We start from the raw sequence: 16,065 nt of genomic DNA, 5'->3' as shown, positions 1-16,065 counted from the left end.
GGCCTCCGGATGAAGCTGTCGAGCCCGTACCCGCGTGGCGAACGCAGGCCGCGTACGAGCTCGGGGGTGTCGGCCGGGGGCGGATGAGAGAGGGCCCGCCCGGGTCCCGCCGACGGTCAGATCAGGGGGGTTCAGCCCTTGACGGCCGCGACCTTGCGAGCCAGCGCCGACTTCTTGTTGGCGGCCTGGTTCTTGTGGATGACGCCCTTCGAGACGGCCTTGTCGAGCTGGCGCGCAGCGGCGCGCTGGTACTCGGTGGCCTTCTCGGCGTCACCCGCGGCGGCGGCCTCGCGGGCCTTGCGGATCGCGGTCTTCAGAGAGGACTTGACGGCCTTGTTGCGCAGCCGGGCCTTCTCGTTGGTCTTGTTCCGCTTGATCTGGGACTTGATGTTCGCCACGAATGAGCCTCTACAGGTTCTGGCACGGGCCGTACGCGGACGCACGGTTTCGCACCGGGTGATTTCTTGGGGTGTGCCTCGCGCTGAGAGGGCATGAGACACAGCCCCCCACACTACCAGCGGGCCATTCCGTGGCCCAAACCCGTCCCCGGTCGCCGCCCGTGGGACCATGGAAGCTACGTATCGATCCGACCCGAGACCGCAGACGGACAAGCACACGTATGCGGACGCCTCAAGAATCAGGACCCTGCGTGCCCGCGATCCCTAGCCATGTGCCCGAGCCGAGCCGTACCGCCCCGGCGCTGATCCGCAATTTCTGCATCATCGCGCACATCGACCACGGCAAGTCCACGCTCGCCGACCGGATGCTCCAGCTGACCGGTGTGGTCGAGCAGCGGCAGATGCGCGCTCAGTACCTCGACCGCATGGACATCGAGCGCGAGCGCGGCATCACGATCAAGTCCCAGGCCGTGCGTCTGCCGTGGGCCCCGACCCACGACAAGAGCAAGACGCACATCCTCAACATGATCGACACCCCGGGACACGTCGACTTCACCTACGAGGTCTCCCGGTCGCTCGCCGCCTGCGAGGGGACCATCCTCCTCGTCGACGCCGCCCAGGGCATCGAGGCGCAGACCCTCGCCAACCTCTACCTGGCGATGGAGAACGACCTGACGATCATCCCGGTGCTGAACAAGATCGACCTGCCGGCCGCGCAGCCGGAGAAGTTCGCCGAGGAGCTGGCGAACCTGGTCGGCTGCGACCCCGACGACGTGCTGAAGGTGTCCGCGAAGACCGGTCTCGGCGTCGAGGCGCTGCTGGACCGCGTGGTCGCCGACATCCCGGCGCCGGTCGGCGTCGCGGACGCCCCCGCCCGCGCGATGATCTTCGACTCGGTCTACGACTCCTACCGCGGTGTCGTGACGTACGTCCGGGTGATCGACGGGCAGCTCAACAAGCGTGAGCGCATCCGGATGATGTCCACCAACGCCACCCACGAGCTGCTGGAGATCGGCACCAACTCGCCGGAGATGCTGGCCGCGGACGGCCTCGGCGTCGGCGAGGTGGGCTATCTGATCACGGGTGTGAAGGACGTCCGCCAGTCGAAGGTCGGCGACACCGTCACCAGCCAGTCCAAGGGCGCCACGGAGGCCCTCGGCGGCTACAAGGACCCCAAGCCGATGGTGTTCTCCGGGCTGTACCCGCTGGACGGCTCGGACTACCCGGAGCTGCGCGAGGCCCTGGACAAGCTCCAGCTGAACGACGCCGCCCTGGTGTACGAGCCGGAGACCTCCGCCGCCCTCGGCTTCGGTTTCCGCGTCGGCTTCCTCGGCCTGCTGCACCTGGACGTGATCCGCGAGCGGCTGGAGCGCGAGTTCGGGCTCGACCTGATCGCCACCGCGCCGAACGTGGTCTACCGCGTGCTCATGGAGGACGGCAGCGAGCACACCGTCACGAACCCGAGCGAGTTCCCCGAGGGGAAGATCGACGAGGTGTACGAGCCGGTCGTGCGGGCCACGATCCTCGCGCCCAGCGAGTTCATCGGCTCGATCATGGAGCTGTGCCAGAACCGGCGCGGCGTTCTGCTCGGCATGGACTACCTCTCCGAGGACCGGGTGGAGATCCGCTACACCCTGCCGCTCGCCGAGATCGTCTTCGACTTCTTCGACCAGCTAAAGTCCAAGACCCGCGGCTACGCCTCCCTCGACTACGAGCCCACGGGCGAGCAGACGTCCAGCCTGGTCAAGGTGGACATCCTGCTGCACGGCGACAAGGTGGACGCGTTCTCCGCGATCACCCACAAGGACCAGGCGTACGCGTACGGCGTGCGGCTCGTCGCCAAGCTGAAGGAGCTGATCCCGCGGCAGGCGTTCGAGGTGCCCGTGCAGGCGGCCATCGGCTCCCGCGTCATCGCCCGCGAGACCATCCGCGCCATCCGCAAGGACGTCCTCGCCAAGTGCTACGGCGGTGACATCTCCCGTAAGCGGAAGCTGCTGGAGAAGCAGAAGGAAGGCAAGAAGCGGATGAAGATGGTGGGTTCCGTGGAGGTTCCCCAGGAGGCCTTCATCGCCGTCCTCTCCAGCGACGAGAGCGCGGGATCCGGCAAGACCAAGAAGTAGCCGCGGGTTACCGGGGGTCACTCCGCAATCCGGGCGAATCGGGGCCCGTCGCGCGTGCGTGCGGCGGGCCCCGCGCGTTCCTCACATGGCTGTTTGTGTGAAGTTACAGGCCGTGGCCCCTTACGCGGTGGCCGGTCGACCCTTACTCTGTCCGTGCTCGATAGTTACTCGCGAGTTAAACAACGCCGCGAGGAAACCCCAGCCGCACTGAGCCAGCCGCACCGTCGCGGGCCCCGGAGGATGTCGTGAGCGACACACAGACACTGATCGAGAACCGTCCGCCGAGCGTGGCGACCCTCTTCCTGGAGCGTGTGGCGGCCACACCGGACGCCGAGGCCTACCGCTACCCGGTCCCACCGGCCTCCGGCGAGGGCCCGGACGACTGGAAGTCGCTGACCTGGGCCGAGGCCGCCGAGCGGGTCCACGCGATCGCGGCCGGCCTGATCGAACTGGGCGTGCGGCCGGAGGAGCGGGTCGCCCTCGCCTCCGCCACCCGGGTCGAGTGGATCCTCACCGACCTCGGCATCCTCTGCGCGGGCGCCGCCACCACCACGATCTACCCGCAGACCAACGCCGAGGAGTCCGCGTACATCCTCTCCGACTCGCAGAGCCGGGTGCTGATCGCGGAGAACGCCGCGCAGGCCGCCAAGGCCGTCGAGAAGCGTGACGAGCTGCCCGAGCTGACCCGCGTGGTGGTGATCGACCCGGAGGGCGCCGACACCGACGACTTCGTGATCACCCTGGCCGAGCTGGAGAAGCGCGGCGCCGCCCGCCTCCAGAAGGAGCCGGAGCTGATCAAGGAGCGGGTCGCCGCCCTCACCAAGGACCAGCTCGCCACCCTCATCTACACCTCCGGCACCACCGGCCGCCCCAAGGGCGTGCGCCTGCCGCACGACAACTGGTCGTACATGGCCAAGGCGATCGCCGCGACCGGCCTGGTCCACGCCGACGACGTGCAGTACCTGTGGCTGCCGCTGGCGCACGTCTTCGGCAAGGTGCTCACCTCGGGCCAGATCGAGGTCGGCCACGTCACCGCGGTCGACGGCCGCGTCGACAAGATCATCGAGAATCTGCCGGTGGTCCAGCCGACCTACATGGCCGCCGTCCCCCGCATCTTCGAGAAGGTCTACAACGGCGTCGCCGCCAAGGCGAGGGCCGGCGGGGGCGCCAAGTACAAGATCTTCCAGTGGGCCGCGGGCGTCGCACGCGAGTACGCCAAGGTCACGCAGGACAACTTCCGCCGCACCGGCACCGCGACCGCCCCGGCCGGACTGCGCGCCAAGCACGCCCTCGCCGACAAGCTCGTCTACGCCAAGATCCGCGAGGCCTTCGGCGGCCGGCTGCGCGCCTGCGTCTCCGGCTCTGCCGCCCTCGCGCCCGAGATCGGCTACTTCTTCTCCGGCGCCGGCATCCACATCCTGGAGGGCTACGGCCTCACCGAGTCCTCCGCGGCCTCCTTCGTCAACCCCGGCGAGGCCTACCGCACCGGCACCGTCGGCAAGCCGCTGCCCGGCACCGAGGTCCGCATCGCCGACGACGGCGAGATCCTGCTGCGCGGCCCCGGCATCATGCAGGGCTACCACAACCTCCCCGACAAGACCGCCGAGGTCCTGGAGGAGGACGGCTGGTTCCACACCGGCGACATCGGCGAGCTGTCCGCCGACGGCTACCTGCGCATCACCGACCGCAAGAAGGACCTGATCAAGACCTCCGGCGGCAAGTACATCGCGCCGGCCGAGGTCGAGGGCCAGTTCAAGGCGGTCTGCCCGTACGTCTCCAACATCCTGGTGCACGGCGCCGACCGGAACTACTGCACCGCCCTCATCGCGCTCGACGAGCCGTCCATCACCGCCTGGGCGGCCGAGAACGGCCTGGAGGGCAAGCCGTACGCGGAGATCGTCGCGGCGCCCGTCACGGTCGAGATGGTCGACGGCTACGTCAAGCAGCTCAACGAGGGACTGCAGCGCTGGCAGACCATCAAGAAGTTCCGTCTGCTGCCGCGCGACCTCGACGTGGAGCACGGCGAGATCACCCCGAGCCTGAAGCTCAAGCGCCCGGTGGTGGAGCGCGAGTACAAGCACCTCATCGAGGAGATGTACGAGGGCGCGCGCGAGAAGTGACGCCCCGTCGGCCGGGGGACGCGCTCTCCCGGCCGACGCCGGTCCTCCGCTTCCTGTCGCCGGTCCCGGGAATCGTTCCGGGGCCGGCGCGGTTGCCTCTCGCCATGAAGGCAATCGCGTTAACCACCTACGGCGGTCCCGACGTCCTGCGGGAAGTGGACCTCCCCACCCCCGAGGCCGGACCCGGCGAGGTCCGCATCCGGGTGCACGCCGCGGCCGTGAACCCCACCGACGCCATGCTCCGCACCGGCGCCTACGCCGCCCGGACGACGGACGTCCCGCCGCCGTACGTGCCCGGCATGGACGCGGCCGGCGTGATCGACCAGCTCGGCCCCGGCGCCGACGGCCGGCTGGCCGTGGGGCAACGGGTCGTCGCCCTCGTGATCCCCACCGGTCCGCGTGGCGCCTACGCCGAACACATCGTCGTGCCCGCGGAGTCCGTCGTCCCCGCGCCCGCCGGGACGGACCACGCCGAGGCCGCCACCCTCCTGATGAACGCCGCCACCGCCCGGCTGGCCCTCGACACCCTCGCGCTGCCCAAGGGCGCGACCGTCGCCGTGACCGGCGCGGCGGGCGCCGTCGGCGGATACACGGTCGAACTCGCGAAGGCCGACGGCCTGACCGTCGTCGCGGACGCCGCGCCGCACGACCGCGACCTGGTGCGCGGCTTCGGCGCCGACCACGTCGTCGACCGGGGCACGGACGTCGCCGCCCGCATCCGCGAGCTGGCGCCCGCCGGCGTGCCCGGCCTGGTGGACGGCTCCGACCAGCGTGAGGAGGCCGTCCCCGCGGTCGCGGACGGCGGCGCCTTCGTCGCGCTGCGCGGCTGGCAGGGCCCCGCCGAGCGCGGCGTCACGGTGACCCCGGTCTTCGTGGCGAGCGTCCGCGCCGACACCGCCCTGCTGGACACCCTGCGGCTCCAGGCCGAGAAGGGTGTGCTGTCCCTGCGCGTCGCCAAGGTCCTGCCCGCCTCCGACGCGGCCGAGGCGCACCGGCTGCTCGAGGTCGGCGGTCTGCGCGGGCGCCTGGTCCTCGACTTCTCCTGAGGCCCTTCCGGCCGGGCCCGCGCCGTGCTGCGCGGGCCTGACCCCTTCGCGTTCGGCGATGACCGAGAAGGAGCGGCCGCGGTGTCGTTCTTGACCAAAACCGTAGGGCTGTTCCCCCGACAAGCGATCCACTTTCGTGACTCCACGCTTATGGGCGGGTCCGTTCTGTCACCCTGTCGGCAAGCGATCGAGTTCTCTTCGTACGAACTGCCCGGGGAGCTGCCCATGCGGGCCATTCCGACCCAACGGGAGACCACCTCGTGCGCCTCCGACACGCGGGGGAGCACGCGGGTGGAGGCGACGCTGTCCGGAAGTCCCCTCGCGCCGGGCTCCGCACGCGCGCTGCTGCGCAAGGCGCTGGCGGAGTGGGCGCAGTCCACGGCGGACGGCGCCGACCTCCTCACCGGCCGCGTCGGCGACGACGCCGCCCTGGTCGCCAGCGAGCTGGTCACCAACGCGGTCGTGCACGCCGGCACCGAGGTGTGTCTGACCTGCCGGCTGGAGGAGGACACCGGCGCGCTCGTCGTCGAGGTCGCCGACCGGCACCCCTCCCGCCCGCCGCGCGACGACACGGCGGAGGGGCCGGCGCACGGCACCCCGGAGTACGGGCGCGGCCTGCGCATGGTCGCCGCCCTCGCCGAGTCCTGGGGCGTCACCTACCGCGCCGGCAGCAAGACGGTGTGGGCGCGGCTGCCGACGCGCGAGGAGACGCCCGCCGACCCGCCCGCCGCGTACGCCGGGGAGCGCGCCCCGGCGCGGGACCTGCACGCGGCCGCCCTCCTCGCCGCCGACCCGCTCGACCCCCTCGCCCCGCACGGGCGCACCGGACCCCGCGACGGCCCGCGTGAGGGCCCCCGGGACGCCTGGCGTGCCGCCTCCTACGGCGACGACTGGCTGGCCCGCCGCCCCGGACGCGACGGCGCCTGGCTGGGCCGGGGCGCGCTGTCCTTTCTCGCCGAGGCGTCCGACCTGCTCGCCGGGCAGCTGGACGAGGACCTGGTCGCCTCGCTCACCGGCCAGCTGATCGTGCCGCGGCTCGCCGACTGGTGCGCGGTCTGGCTGGAGGACGAGGCCACCGCACCCGGCGGCCGGCCCGGCGCGGGCGGCCGCCTCGCCCGCGTCTGGCACGCCGGCGAGCACCTCGTCGAGGAGCTGAGCCGGGCGCTGGAGGCCTGCCCGCCGCCGCAGTCCGACGACCCGCTCGGCACGGGACCCGTGCCGTATCCGTGGCCTCGGGCCACTGCCGCGGGGGGCGGCGACCCGCACACGCCGGAATTGCCCGGGCACGCGGGCGGCCCGGCGGAGGCCGCCGACGGACCGGCGCCCGGCGAGGCCGAGGGACCCGCCCTCACGCCGCCCGGGACCGCGCTCGCGTACCGGCTCGTCGCCGGGGGCCGCCCGCTCGGCACGCTGGTGATCGGGCGGGGCGGCATCGACCGCTTCCCCGACGAGATCACCGGGCTCGTGGAGGACCTGGGCCGCCGGGTCGCGCTCGCCATCGGGGCCGCCCGGCGGTACGCCCGCCAGGCCACCATCAGCGCCGTGCTCCAGCGCGGCCTGCTGCCGGGAGCCGTCGCCGAGATCCCCGGCGTGCGCAGCGCCCTCGTCCATGAACCGTGCGACAAGGGCGGCCCCAGCGGCGACTTCTACGACCTCTTCCCGGCCGGCCACGGACGCTGGTGCTTCGCCGTCGGCGACGTCCAGGGCAAGGGCCCCGAGGCGGCCGTCGTCATCGGCCTGGTCCGCCCCTGGCTGCGGCTGCTCGCCCGCGAGGGCTACCGGGTCGCCGACGTCCTCGACCGGCTCAACCAGCTCCTCCTCGACGACGCCACCGAGGCGGCGGACGCGGCGGCCCGCGCGCTGGTGGCGGCCGGAGCACGGCCCACCGCCCCCGGCGACGGCCCGCAGACCCGCTTCCTGTCCCTCCTCTACGGCGAACTGGTGCCCTTCGAGGGCGGCGTCCGCTGCACCCTCGCCTCCGCCGGCCACCCCCTGCCGCTCCTCCTCGACCCCGAGGGCGCGGTGCGGGCCGTCGCCCAGCCGCAGACGCTGCTGGGGGTCGTCGAGGACGCCGGGTACACCAGCGAGACCTTCGAGATGTACTCCGGCGACACCCTGCTCTGCGTCACCGACGGGGTCACCGAGCGGCGCTCCGGGTCGCGGCAGTTCGACGACGGGGACGGACTGGCCCTGGCGCTGGCGGGCTGCGCCGGGATGGAGGCCGGGGCCATAGCGGACCGGATCACCCGGCTCGTGCACGAGTTCGGGGCGCGGCCCCCGGCGGACGACATGGCCCTGCTCGTGCTCCAGGCGGAGTGACGCGACGCCGAGCCGGCGGGGAGTGCGGTGAGGGGGCTCGGCCGGCGCGGAGGGGAACGGCCCGGGTGCGGGACAATGGAGCACATGCCTTCCGCACTCCCCGACGGCGAGCCCGTCCCCGCCGACGGCGCGCTGCCCGCGTCCGCGCTCGCCGGGGCGGCCGACCGCCCCCTCGGGTTCTATCTGCACGTCCCCTACTGCGCGACCCGCTGCGGCTACTGCGACTTCAACACCTACACCGCGACCGAGCTGCGCGGCACCGGCGGCGTGCTGGCCTCCCGCGACAACTACGCCGAGACCCTCGTCGACGAGATCCGGCTGGCCCGCAAGGTGCTCGGCGACGACCCGCGGCCGGTGCGCACGGTGTTCGTCGGCGGAGGCACGCCCACGCTGCTCGCCGCCGGCGACCTGGTGCGGATGCTGGGCGCGATCCGCGAGGAGTTCGGGCTCGCGCCGGACGCCGAGGTCACGACCGAGGCGAACCCCGAGTCGGTCGACCCCGCCTACCTCGCCGAGCTGCGGGCCGGCGGCTTCAACCGCGTCTCCTTCGGCATGCAGAGCGCCCGGCAGCACGTGTTGAAGGTGCTCGACCGCACGCACACCCCCGGCCGGCCCGAGGCGTGCGTCACCGAGGCCCGCGCGGCCGGCTTCGACCACGTCAACCTCGACCTGATCTACGGCACGCCGGGGGAGTCGGACGACGACTGGCGGGCGTCCCTGGAGGCGGCGGTCGGTGCGGGGCCCGACCATGTGAGCGCGTACGCGCTGATCGTCGAGGAGGGCACGCAGCTGGCCCGGCGGATCCGGCGGGGGGAGGTGCCGATGACGGACGACGACGTCCACGCGGACCGGTACCTGATCGCCGAGGAGATGCTGACGGGGGCGGGTTTCGACTGGTACGAGGTGTCGAACTGGGCCACGTCGGAGGCCGGCCGCTGCCTGCACAACGAGCTGTACTGGCGCGGTGCCGACTGGTGGGGCGCGGGGCCCGGGGCGCACTCGCACGTGGGCGGGGTGCGGTGGTGGAACGTCAAGCATCCGGGCGCGTATGCGGCGGCGCTGGCGGAGGGGCGGTCGCCGGGGGCGGGACGGGAGGTGCTGTCCTCGGAGGACCGGCGGGTCGAGCGGATCCTGCTGGAGCTTCGGCTTCGGGACGGGGTGCCGCTGGATCTCCTCCGGGAGGAGGGGCGGGCGGCTGCCGACCGTGCGCTGTCGGACGGCTTGCTCCGTCCCGAGCCCTTCGAGAGGGGCCACGCGGCCCTCACCCTGCGGGGACGCCTTCTGGCTGACGCCGTGGTCCGCGATCTGGTCGACTGACCAGAGGTTTTTCGCCCCCGCCGCCCCTTCCCGTCCCGACCCTGGGGGCTGCGCCCCCAGACCCCCCTCGTCGGCCCTGGCGGGCCTCGTCCTCAAACGCCGGACGGGCTACTTGTAGCCCCTCCGGCGTTTGAGGAGCGGGGTCCGGGGCGGAGCCCCGGGGTCGGGCGAGAACCGGTTGTCACGACGGCGCCGTGACGAAGTCGATCAGTTCTTCCACCCGCCCCAGAAGCTGGGGCTCGAGATCCTTGTAGGAGTGCACGGAGTCCAGGATCCGCTTCCACGCCTCACCGGTGTGGGCGACCCGCCACCCCAGCGCCCGGCACACCCCCGTCTTCCAGTCCACCCCCCGCGGCACCCGCGGCCACGCCTCGATGCCGACCGACGCCGGCTTCACGGCCTCCCAGATGTCGATGTACGGGTGCCCGACCACCAGCGCGTGCTCGCTCGTCACCCCCTGCGCGATCCGCCACTCCTTGGTGCCCGGCACCAGGTGGTCCACCAGCACCCCCAGCCGCGCGTCGGGCCCGGGCGCGAAGGACTCCACGATCGACGGGAGGTCGTCCACGCCCTCCAGGTACTCCACGACCACGCCCTCGATCCGCAGGTCGTCGCCCCACACCTTCTCGACCAGCTCGGCGTCGTGCCGGCCCTCGACGTAGATGCGCCCCGCGCGGGCGACGCGCGCCCGTGCGCCGGGGACGGCCACCGAGCCGGACGCCGTGCGGGTGGGGCGGGCCGGGCCGGCGGAGGGGCGGACCAGCGTGACCACGCGGCCCTCCAGCAGGAACCCGCGCGGCTCCAGCGGGAACACCCGGTGCTTGCCGAAGCGGTCCTCCAGGGTCACCGTGCCGGCCTCGCAGCGGATCACGGCGCCGCAGAACCCGGTGCCGGGCTCCTCCACCACGAGGCCCGGCTCGGCCGGCACCTCGGGGACGGACTGCGGCTTCTTCCACGGAGGGGTCAGATCGGCGGAGTACTGGCGCATTCTGCCGACGATACGAGGAACACCGGGGCGATGATCACTCCGACACGCCGAACCGGGCCGCCAGCGCGTCCCGTTGGGCCCGTACGAACGCCGCGTCGACCACCGCGCCGTGACCGGGGACGTACACCGCGTCCTCGCCGCCCAGCCGCAGCAGCCGGTCCAGCGCGGCGGGCCAGCGGGACGGCACGGCGTCCGGGCCCGCCTGCGGCTCGTCCGACTCCTCGACCAGGTCGCCGCAGAACACCACCTCCGGGTCGCCGGGCACCAGCACCGCCAGGTCGTACGCCGTGTGACCGGGGCCGACGTTCGCCAGCAGCACCTGACGGCCGCCGCCCAGGTCCAGCGTCCACTCGCCGGACACCGCGTGCCGGGGCGGGACCAGCGCGGCCACCGCCTCGTCCGCCGCCGCCGGGTCGAGACCCCAGCGCACCGCGTCCGCGCGCAGCTCCTCCCGCCCCCGCCCGGCGAGCGCCACGTCCAGGCCGACCGCGCCGTACACCTCCGCGTCCGCGAACGCCGGCGCCCCGAGGATGTGGTCGAAGTGGGGATGGGTGAGCGCGAGATGCGTCACACGGCGGCCGGTCAGCTCCCGCGCCTGTGTCCGCAGTCGCGCGCCCTCGGCGAGACGGGAGCCCGCGTCGACGGCCAGGACGCCGTCACCGCCCACCACGAGCCCCGCCGTGCAGTCCCACCCCGGCAGCCGGCGCCGCCCGACCCCCGGCGCCAGTTGCTCCCATCCCGACTCTTCCCAAGTCACGGTCATGACCGGGACGCTAGCGGGGACGGCGGCACCCGGCACCGCGGCACGGACCGGCCTTGCCGACGCCGTACCCCCCGGCCGTACACTGGGCCGGGGAAGTCTGGCACTCGCGTGCGAAGAGTGCCAGGGTCGTTACCGGGCGGAAGCCAGCTGGAGGTGTGCGCGATGCTCAGTGAACGCAGGCTCCAGGTGTTGCGCGCGATCGTCCAGGACTACGTGGGCACCGAGGAGCCCGTCGGGTCGAAGGCGCTCACCGAACGGCACAACCTCGGCGTCTCCCCGGCCACCGTGCGCAACGACATGGCGGCCCTGGAGGAGGAGGGCTTCATCGCCCAGCCGCACACCAGCGCGGGGCGCATCCCCACCGACAAGGGCTACCGGCTGTTCGTCGACAAGCTGGCCGGCGTCAAGCCGATGAGCCCGCCCGAGCGGCGGGCCATCCAGAACTTCCTCGAGGGCGCCGTCGACCTCGACGACGTCGTGGCCCGCACGGTGCGGCTGCTCGCCCAGCTCACCCGGCAGGTCGCCGTGGTGCAGTACCCCTCGCTGACCCGTTCGACGGTGCGGCACGTGGAGCTGCTCTCCCTCGCCCCGGCGCGGCTGATGCTGGTGCTGATCACCGACACCGGCCGGGTCGAGCAGCGCATGGTCGACTGCCCGGCGCCGTTCGGCGAGGCGTCCCTGGCCGATCTGCGGGCGCGGCTCAACAGCCGGGTCGCGGGCCGCCGGTTCGCCGATGTGCCGAGTCTGGTGGAGGACCTCCCGGAGGCGTTCGAGGCCGAGGACCGCGGTACGGTCTCCACGGTGCTCTCCACTCTCCTGGAGACGCTCGTCGAGGAGAACGAGGAGCGGCTGATGATCGGCGGTACCGCCAACCTCACCCGCTTCGGCCACGACTTCCCCCTCACGATCCGGCCCGTCCTGGAGGCGCTCGAGGAGCAGGTCGTGCTCCTCAAGCTGCTCGGCGAGGCGAAGGATCCGGGTGTGACCGTGCGGATCGGTCACGAGAACGCCCACGAAGGACTCAACTCCACGTCCGTCGTGTCGGTCGGCTACGGTTCGGGCGGCGAGGCTGTCGCCAAGCTCGGCGTGGTCGGACCGACCCGCATGGACTACCCCGGAACGATGGGAGCGGTACGCGCAGTGGCACGGTACGTCGGACAGATCCTGGCGGAGTCATAGGTGGCCACGGACTACTACGCCGTACTCGGCGTACGCCGCGACGCGTCGCAGGAAGAGATCAAGAAGGCCTTCCGGCGGCTCGCCCGCGAGCTGCATCCGGACGTCAACCCGGATCCGAAGACCCAGGAGCGGTTCAAGGAGATCAACGCCGCCTACGAGGTGCTGTCGGACCCGCAGAAGAAGCAGGTCTACGACCTCGGCGGGGACCCGCTCTCGCAGTCCGGCGGCGCCGGCGGCGCGGGCGGCTTCGGGGCCGGGGGCTTCGGCAACTTCTCCGACATCATGGACGCGTTCTTCGGCACGGCGTCGCAGCGCGGACCGCGCTCGCGCACCCGCCGCGGCCAGGACGCCATGATCCGGATCGAGGTGGAGCTGGACGAGGCCGCCTTCGGCACGACCAAGGACATCCAGGTCGACACGGCGGTCGTCTGCACCACGTGCAGCGGCGAGGGCGCCGCGCCCGGCACCAGCGCGCAGACCTGCGACATGTGCCGCGGCCGCGGTGAGGTCTCGCAGGTCACCCGGTCCTTCCTGGGCCAGGTCATGACCTCGCGCCCCTGCCCGCAGTGCCAGGGCTTCGGCACGGTCGTGCCCACGCCCTGCCCGGAGTGCGCGGGCGACGGCCGGGTCCGCTCCCGCCGCACGCTCACGGTCAAGATCCCGGCCGGTGTCGACAACGGCACGCGGATCCAGCTCGCGGGCGAGGGCGAGGTCGGTCCCGGCGGCGGTCCCGCCGGCGACCTGTACGTGGAGATCCACGAGCTGCCGCACGCGCAGTTCCAGCGGCGCGGCGACGACCTGCACTGCACGGTCACGCTGCCGATGACCGCGGCGTCGCTCGGCACCAAGGTGCCGCTGGAGACGCTGGACGGCCTGGAGGAGGTCGACATCCGGCCCGGCACCCAGTCCGGCCAGTCGATCCCGCTGCACGGCCGGGGCGTCACCCACCTGCGCGGCGGCGGCCGGGGCGACCTCATCGTCCACGTCGAGGTGCAGACCCCGACCAAGCTGGACCCGGAGCAGGAGCGCCTGCTCCGCGAGCTGGCCAAGCTGCGCGGCGAGGAACGGCCCACGGGGCAGTTCCAGCCCGGTCAGCAAGGGCTGTTCTCGCGGTTGAAGGACGCCTTCAACGGGCGTTGACCCCGCTCTTCGCGGAGGGCCGCCGGCGTGGTCGGCGGCCCGGTGAAAAGTGGCTTATGCCAAGGGGAAGGGTCAATTCGGAGTTGGTCGGGGGACGTGACAACATGCGGTCATGTCCTCCGTACTGACCGATCTCTTCCCGCACCCGATCGTGCAGGCGCCCATGGCGGGCGGCGTATCGGTGCCGCAGCTCGCCGCCGCCGTGTCCGACGCGGGCGGGCTCGGTTTCCTGGCCGCCGGGTACAAGACCGCGGACGGGATGTACCAGGAGATCAAGCAGCTGCGGGGACTCACCTCCCGCCCCTTCGGCGTCAACCTCTTCCTGCCCCAGCCGGAGACGGCCGACCCGGCCGCCGTCGACGTCTACGCCCACCAGCTGGCCGGCGAGGCCTCCTGGTACGAGACCGAGCTGGGCGACCCCGAGAGCGGCCGCGACGACGGCTACGACGCCAAGCTCGCCGTGCTGCTCGACAACCCCGTGCCGGTCGTGTCGTTCCACTTCGGCGTGCCGGCCCGCGAGGTGATCGACTCGCTGCACCGCGTCGGCACCCTCACCTTCGTCACCGCCACGACCGCCGAGGAGGCCCGCGCCGTGGAACGGGCCGGCGCCGACGTGGTGATCGCCCAGGGCGTCGAGGCCGGAGGCCACCAGGGCACCCACCGCGACCGCCCGGAGACGGACGGCAGCGGCATCGGACTGCTGTCCCTGGTCGCCCAGGTCCGCGAGTCCGTCGGCATCCCCGTCGTCGCCGCCGGCGGCATCATGCGCGGCGGCCAGATCGCCGCCGTGTGCGCCGCCGGCGCGAGCGCGGCCCAGCTCGGCACCGCCTTCGTCGCCGCCCATGAGTCCGGCGCGCACGCCCTGCACAAGCAGGCCCTCACCAACCCCCTCTACGCCCGCACCGAGCTGACCCGCGCCTTCACCGGCCGCCCGGCGCGCGCCCTGGTCAACCGCTTCCTGCGCGAGCACGGCCCGTACGCCCCCGCCGCCTACCCGGAGGTCCACCATCTGACGGCGCCGCTGCGCAAGGCCGCCGCCCAGGCCGGGGACGCGCAAGGGCTCGCGCTGTGGGCCGGGCAGGGCCACCGGATGGCCCGCGAACTGCCCGCAGGACAGCTGGTGGAGGTCCTGGTCGCCGAACTGGCCGCCGCCCGGACAGCGTTGTCGGCGGGAGGCGCCCGATGACCGCCCCTGTCTTCGTCGTCGACGACTTCGACACCCACGGCACCGGCCGCTACGTCCTCGAAGGACCCGAGGGCCGGCACGCCGTCGCCGTGAAACGGCTGCGGACCGGCGAGGAGATCGTCCTCACCGACGGCGCGGGCCGCTGGGCCGCCGGAGAGGTGGACGGCACCGAGGGCAAGGACCGGCTGGTCGTCCGGCTCGGCGAGGTCGTCGAGGAGCCCGTGGAGACGCCCCGGCTGACCGTCGTGCAGGCGCTGCCCAAGGGCGACCGGGGCGAGCTGGCCGTGGAGACCATGACCGAGGTCGGCGTCGACGCCATCGTGCCGTGGTCCGCCTCGCGCTGCATCACGCAGTGGAAGGGCGAGCGGGGCGCCAAGTCCCTCGCCAAGTGGCGGGCCACCGCCCGGGAGGCGGGCAAGCAGTCGCGCCGGGTGCGGTTCCCGGAGGTGGCGGACGCGGCGACGAGCAAGGGGGTTGCGTCACTTCTCGCCGAAGCGGACTTCGCGGCGGTGCTGCACGAGAGCGGGACGGAACCGCTGGCGACGGTCCCGTTGCCCGCCTCCGGTGACATCGTGCTGGTCGTCGGACCTGAAGGCGGGGTATCCCCCGAGGAGTTGGCGCTGTTCGAGAGTGCCGGGGCGCGGGCGTACCGCCTGGGGAAGAGCGTGCTTCGTACGTCCACGGCGGGAACCGCTGCCGCGGCGCTGCTGCTCGGCCGTACCGGACGCTGGTCCTGAGGCCACGGGGCTCCGCCCCGAACCCCGCTCCTCACACGCCGGAGGGGCTGGAAGGCGCACGGTGGCCCAATGCGCCCTACCGCCGCGCGAGCGGCAATGGCACGCTTCCGTGCATGGGGGCGATGACAAGGTTCCCGCGGGGAACACGAGGACGGCGGCTCGCACTTGCCGCCGGGTTCGCCGTGGCCGCCGTCACGGGTGTCACGGCCTGCGAGGGCGGCAGCCTCAGCTCCGCGGCCGTGGCGATCACCACCGACGGGACCGTGACCAAGGAGCTCAACCGCCAGAAGGACAAGGTCCGCTGGCTCACCTGCAACGCTTCTTTCGGCGACCGGGACAAGTCCGCGTCACCGGCCTCGAGGGAGACCGCCGCATCGGTCGACTGCGAGGGCGAGACCGAGGGCGGCAAGGAGATCACCGTCACCGGCCGGATCACCCACGCCGTCAACAACGCCTGCGTGCGCGGGGACATCACCGCGAAGGTGGACGGCCGGCAGGTGTTCCACGTCGAGGGACTCGGCGACTGCGACTCCAAGAGCCCGCCCCGCGTGGGCGATCCCACGCAGCGCGGCCCGCGGCCCACCGTCACCGTGACCGTCACCACGACCGTGTGGTGCGACCAGTACCCGTCCTGTCGCCCCGTCGAGGGCAAGTGATCGGAACCTCTGGCCGGACCGCACGCGCCCCCATAGGGTGATCGGGTGACACAGCCTGCATCGGTCGCATCCAGCGCATACCTCCGTTTCCCGCAC

The 16,065-nt window shown here is 72.8% G+C and carries 13 protein-coding genes; 10 read left to right on the top strand and 3 right to left on the bottom strand.

The annotated features are described in order from the left end of the window. Positions 1-131: 131 nt before the first annotated feature. Entirely contained in the window at positions 132-398 is a 267-nt protein-coding gene (gene rpsT / locus ACP7TJ_RS10490) for a 30S ribosomal protein S20 (protein ID WP_006136062.1), read from the bottom strand. Positions 399-649: 251 nt separating this feature from the next. Here rpsT and lepA point away from each other — a divergent pair, with 251 nt between their 5' ends. The 5 genes from lepA (at position 650) to hemW (ending at position 9,320) form a co-directional block, all read left to right on the top strand. Continuing rightward, the gene (gene lepA, locus ACP7TJ_RS10485) at positions 650-2,518 is read left to right on the top strand and encodes a translation elongation factor 4 (protein ID WP_266396949.1); all 1,869 of its coding nucleotides are present in this window, start codon (positions 650-652) and stop codon (positions 2,516-2,518) included. 245 nt (positions 2,519-2,763) lie between these two features. After that, positions 2,764-4,638: an AMP-dependent synthetase/ligase gene (locus ACP7TJ_RS10480; RefSeq protein WP_167743198.1), complete on the top strand. Its 1,875-nt coding sequence runs from the start codon at positions 2,764-2,766 to the stop codon at positions 4,636-4,638. Between the two features lie 104 nt (positions 4,639-4,742). Then, positions 4,743-5,684: an NADP-dependent oxidoreductase gene (locus tag ACP7TJ_RS10475; protein WP_367491629.1), complete on the top strand. Its 942-nt coding sequence runs from the start codon at positions 4,743-4,745 to the stop codon at positions 5,682-5,684. Positions 5,685-5,909: 225 nt separating this feature from the next. After that, a complete protein-coding gene (locus tag ACP7TJ_RS10470; protein ID WP_093764823.1) occupies positions 5,910-8,003 on the top strand; it encodes an ATP-binding SpoIIE family protein phosphatase in 2,094 nt (697 codons plus the stop codon). A gap of 84 nt (positions 8,004-8,087) precedes the next feature. Beyond that, positions 8,088-9,320 (top strand): radical SAM family heme chaperone HemW, encoded by a 1,233-nt coding sequence (gene hemW, locus ACP7TJ_RS10465; RefSeq protein WP_367461483.1) that lies wholly within the window; start codon positions 8,088-8,090, stop codon positions 9,318-9,320. 181 nt (positions 9,321-9,501) lie between these two features. Here hemW and ACP7TJ_RS10460 read toward each other — a convergent pair whose 3' ends face one another. Together ACP7TJ_RS10460 and ACP7TJ_RS10455 are read right to left on the bottom strand one after the other, a co-directional pair. After that, a complete protein-coding gene (locus ACP7TJ_RS10460; RefSeq protein ID WP_093764822.1) occupies positions 9,502-10,308 on the bottom strand; it encodes a DUF3097 domain-containing protein in 807 nt (268 codons plus the stop codon). A 34-nt stretch (positions 10,309-10,342) separates the two neighbouring features. Next, positions 10,343-11,071 carry an MBL fold metallo-hydrolase gene (locus tag ACP7TJ_RS10455; protein ID WP_367447319.1) on the bottom strand — a complete coding sequence of 243 codons (729 nt, stop codon included), beginning with the start codon at positions 11,069-11,071 and terminating at the stop codon, positions 10,343-10,345. A gap of 162 nt (positions 11,072-11,233) precedes the next feature. On the opposite strand from ACP7TJ_RS10455, the gene hrcA reads away from it, so the two are divergent. The 5 genes from hrcA (at position 11,234) to ACP7TJ_RS10430 (ending at position 15,969) form a co-directional block, all read left to right on the top strand. Next, the gene (gene hrcA, locus ACP7TJ_RS10450; protein ID WP_093764820.1) at positions 11,234-12,250 is read left to right on the top strand and encodes a heat-inducible transcriptional repressor HrcA; all 1,017 of its coding nucleotides are present in this window, start codon (positions 11,234-11,236) and stop codon (positions 12,248-12,250) included. Continuing rightward, the gene (gene dnaJ, locus ACP7TJ_RS10445; protein ID WP_093764819.1) at positions 12,251-13,390 is read left to right on the top strand and encodes a molecular chaperone DnaJ; all 1,140 of its coding nucleotides are present in this window, start codon (positions 12,251-12,253) and stop codon (positions 13,388-13,390) included. It begins immediately after the preceding gene. Positions 13,391-13,502: 112 nt separating this feature from the next. Next, on the top strand, positions 13,503-14,576 hold the full coding sequence (locus ACP7TJ_RS10440) for a nitronate monooxygenase (RefSeq protein ID WP_189911155.1): 1,074 nt from the start codon (positions 13,503-13,505) through the stop codon (positions 14,574-14,576). Continuing rightward, positions 14,573-15,313, top strand: a complete 741-nt coding sequence (locus ACP7TJ_RS10435; protein WP_427762900.1) for a 16S rRNA (uracil(1498)-N(3))-methyltransferase — start codon at positions 14,573-14,575, stop codon at positions 15,311-15,313. The genes ACP7TJ_RS10440 and ACP7TJ_RS10435 overlap by 4 nt, the downstream gene beginning before the upstream one ends. 122 nt (positions 15,314-15,435) lie before the next feature. After that, entirely contained in the window at positions 15,436-15,969 is a 534-nt protein-coding gene (locus ACP7TJ_RS10430) for a hypothetical protein (protein ID WP_189911222.1), read from the top strand. Positions 15,970-16,065 lie beyond the last annotated feature (96 nt).

The sequence above is a fragment of the Streptomyces sp. DSM 41931 genome (assembly GCF_050271085.1).
Classification (GTDB): Bacteria; Actinomycetota; Actinomycetes; order Streptomycetales; family Streptomycetaceae; genus Streptomyces; species Streptomyces albogriseolus.
The sequence above is the reverse complement of the archived record's forward strand: the minus strand, read 5'-3'. Positions and strand labels throughout refer to the sequence as shown.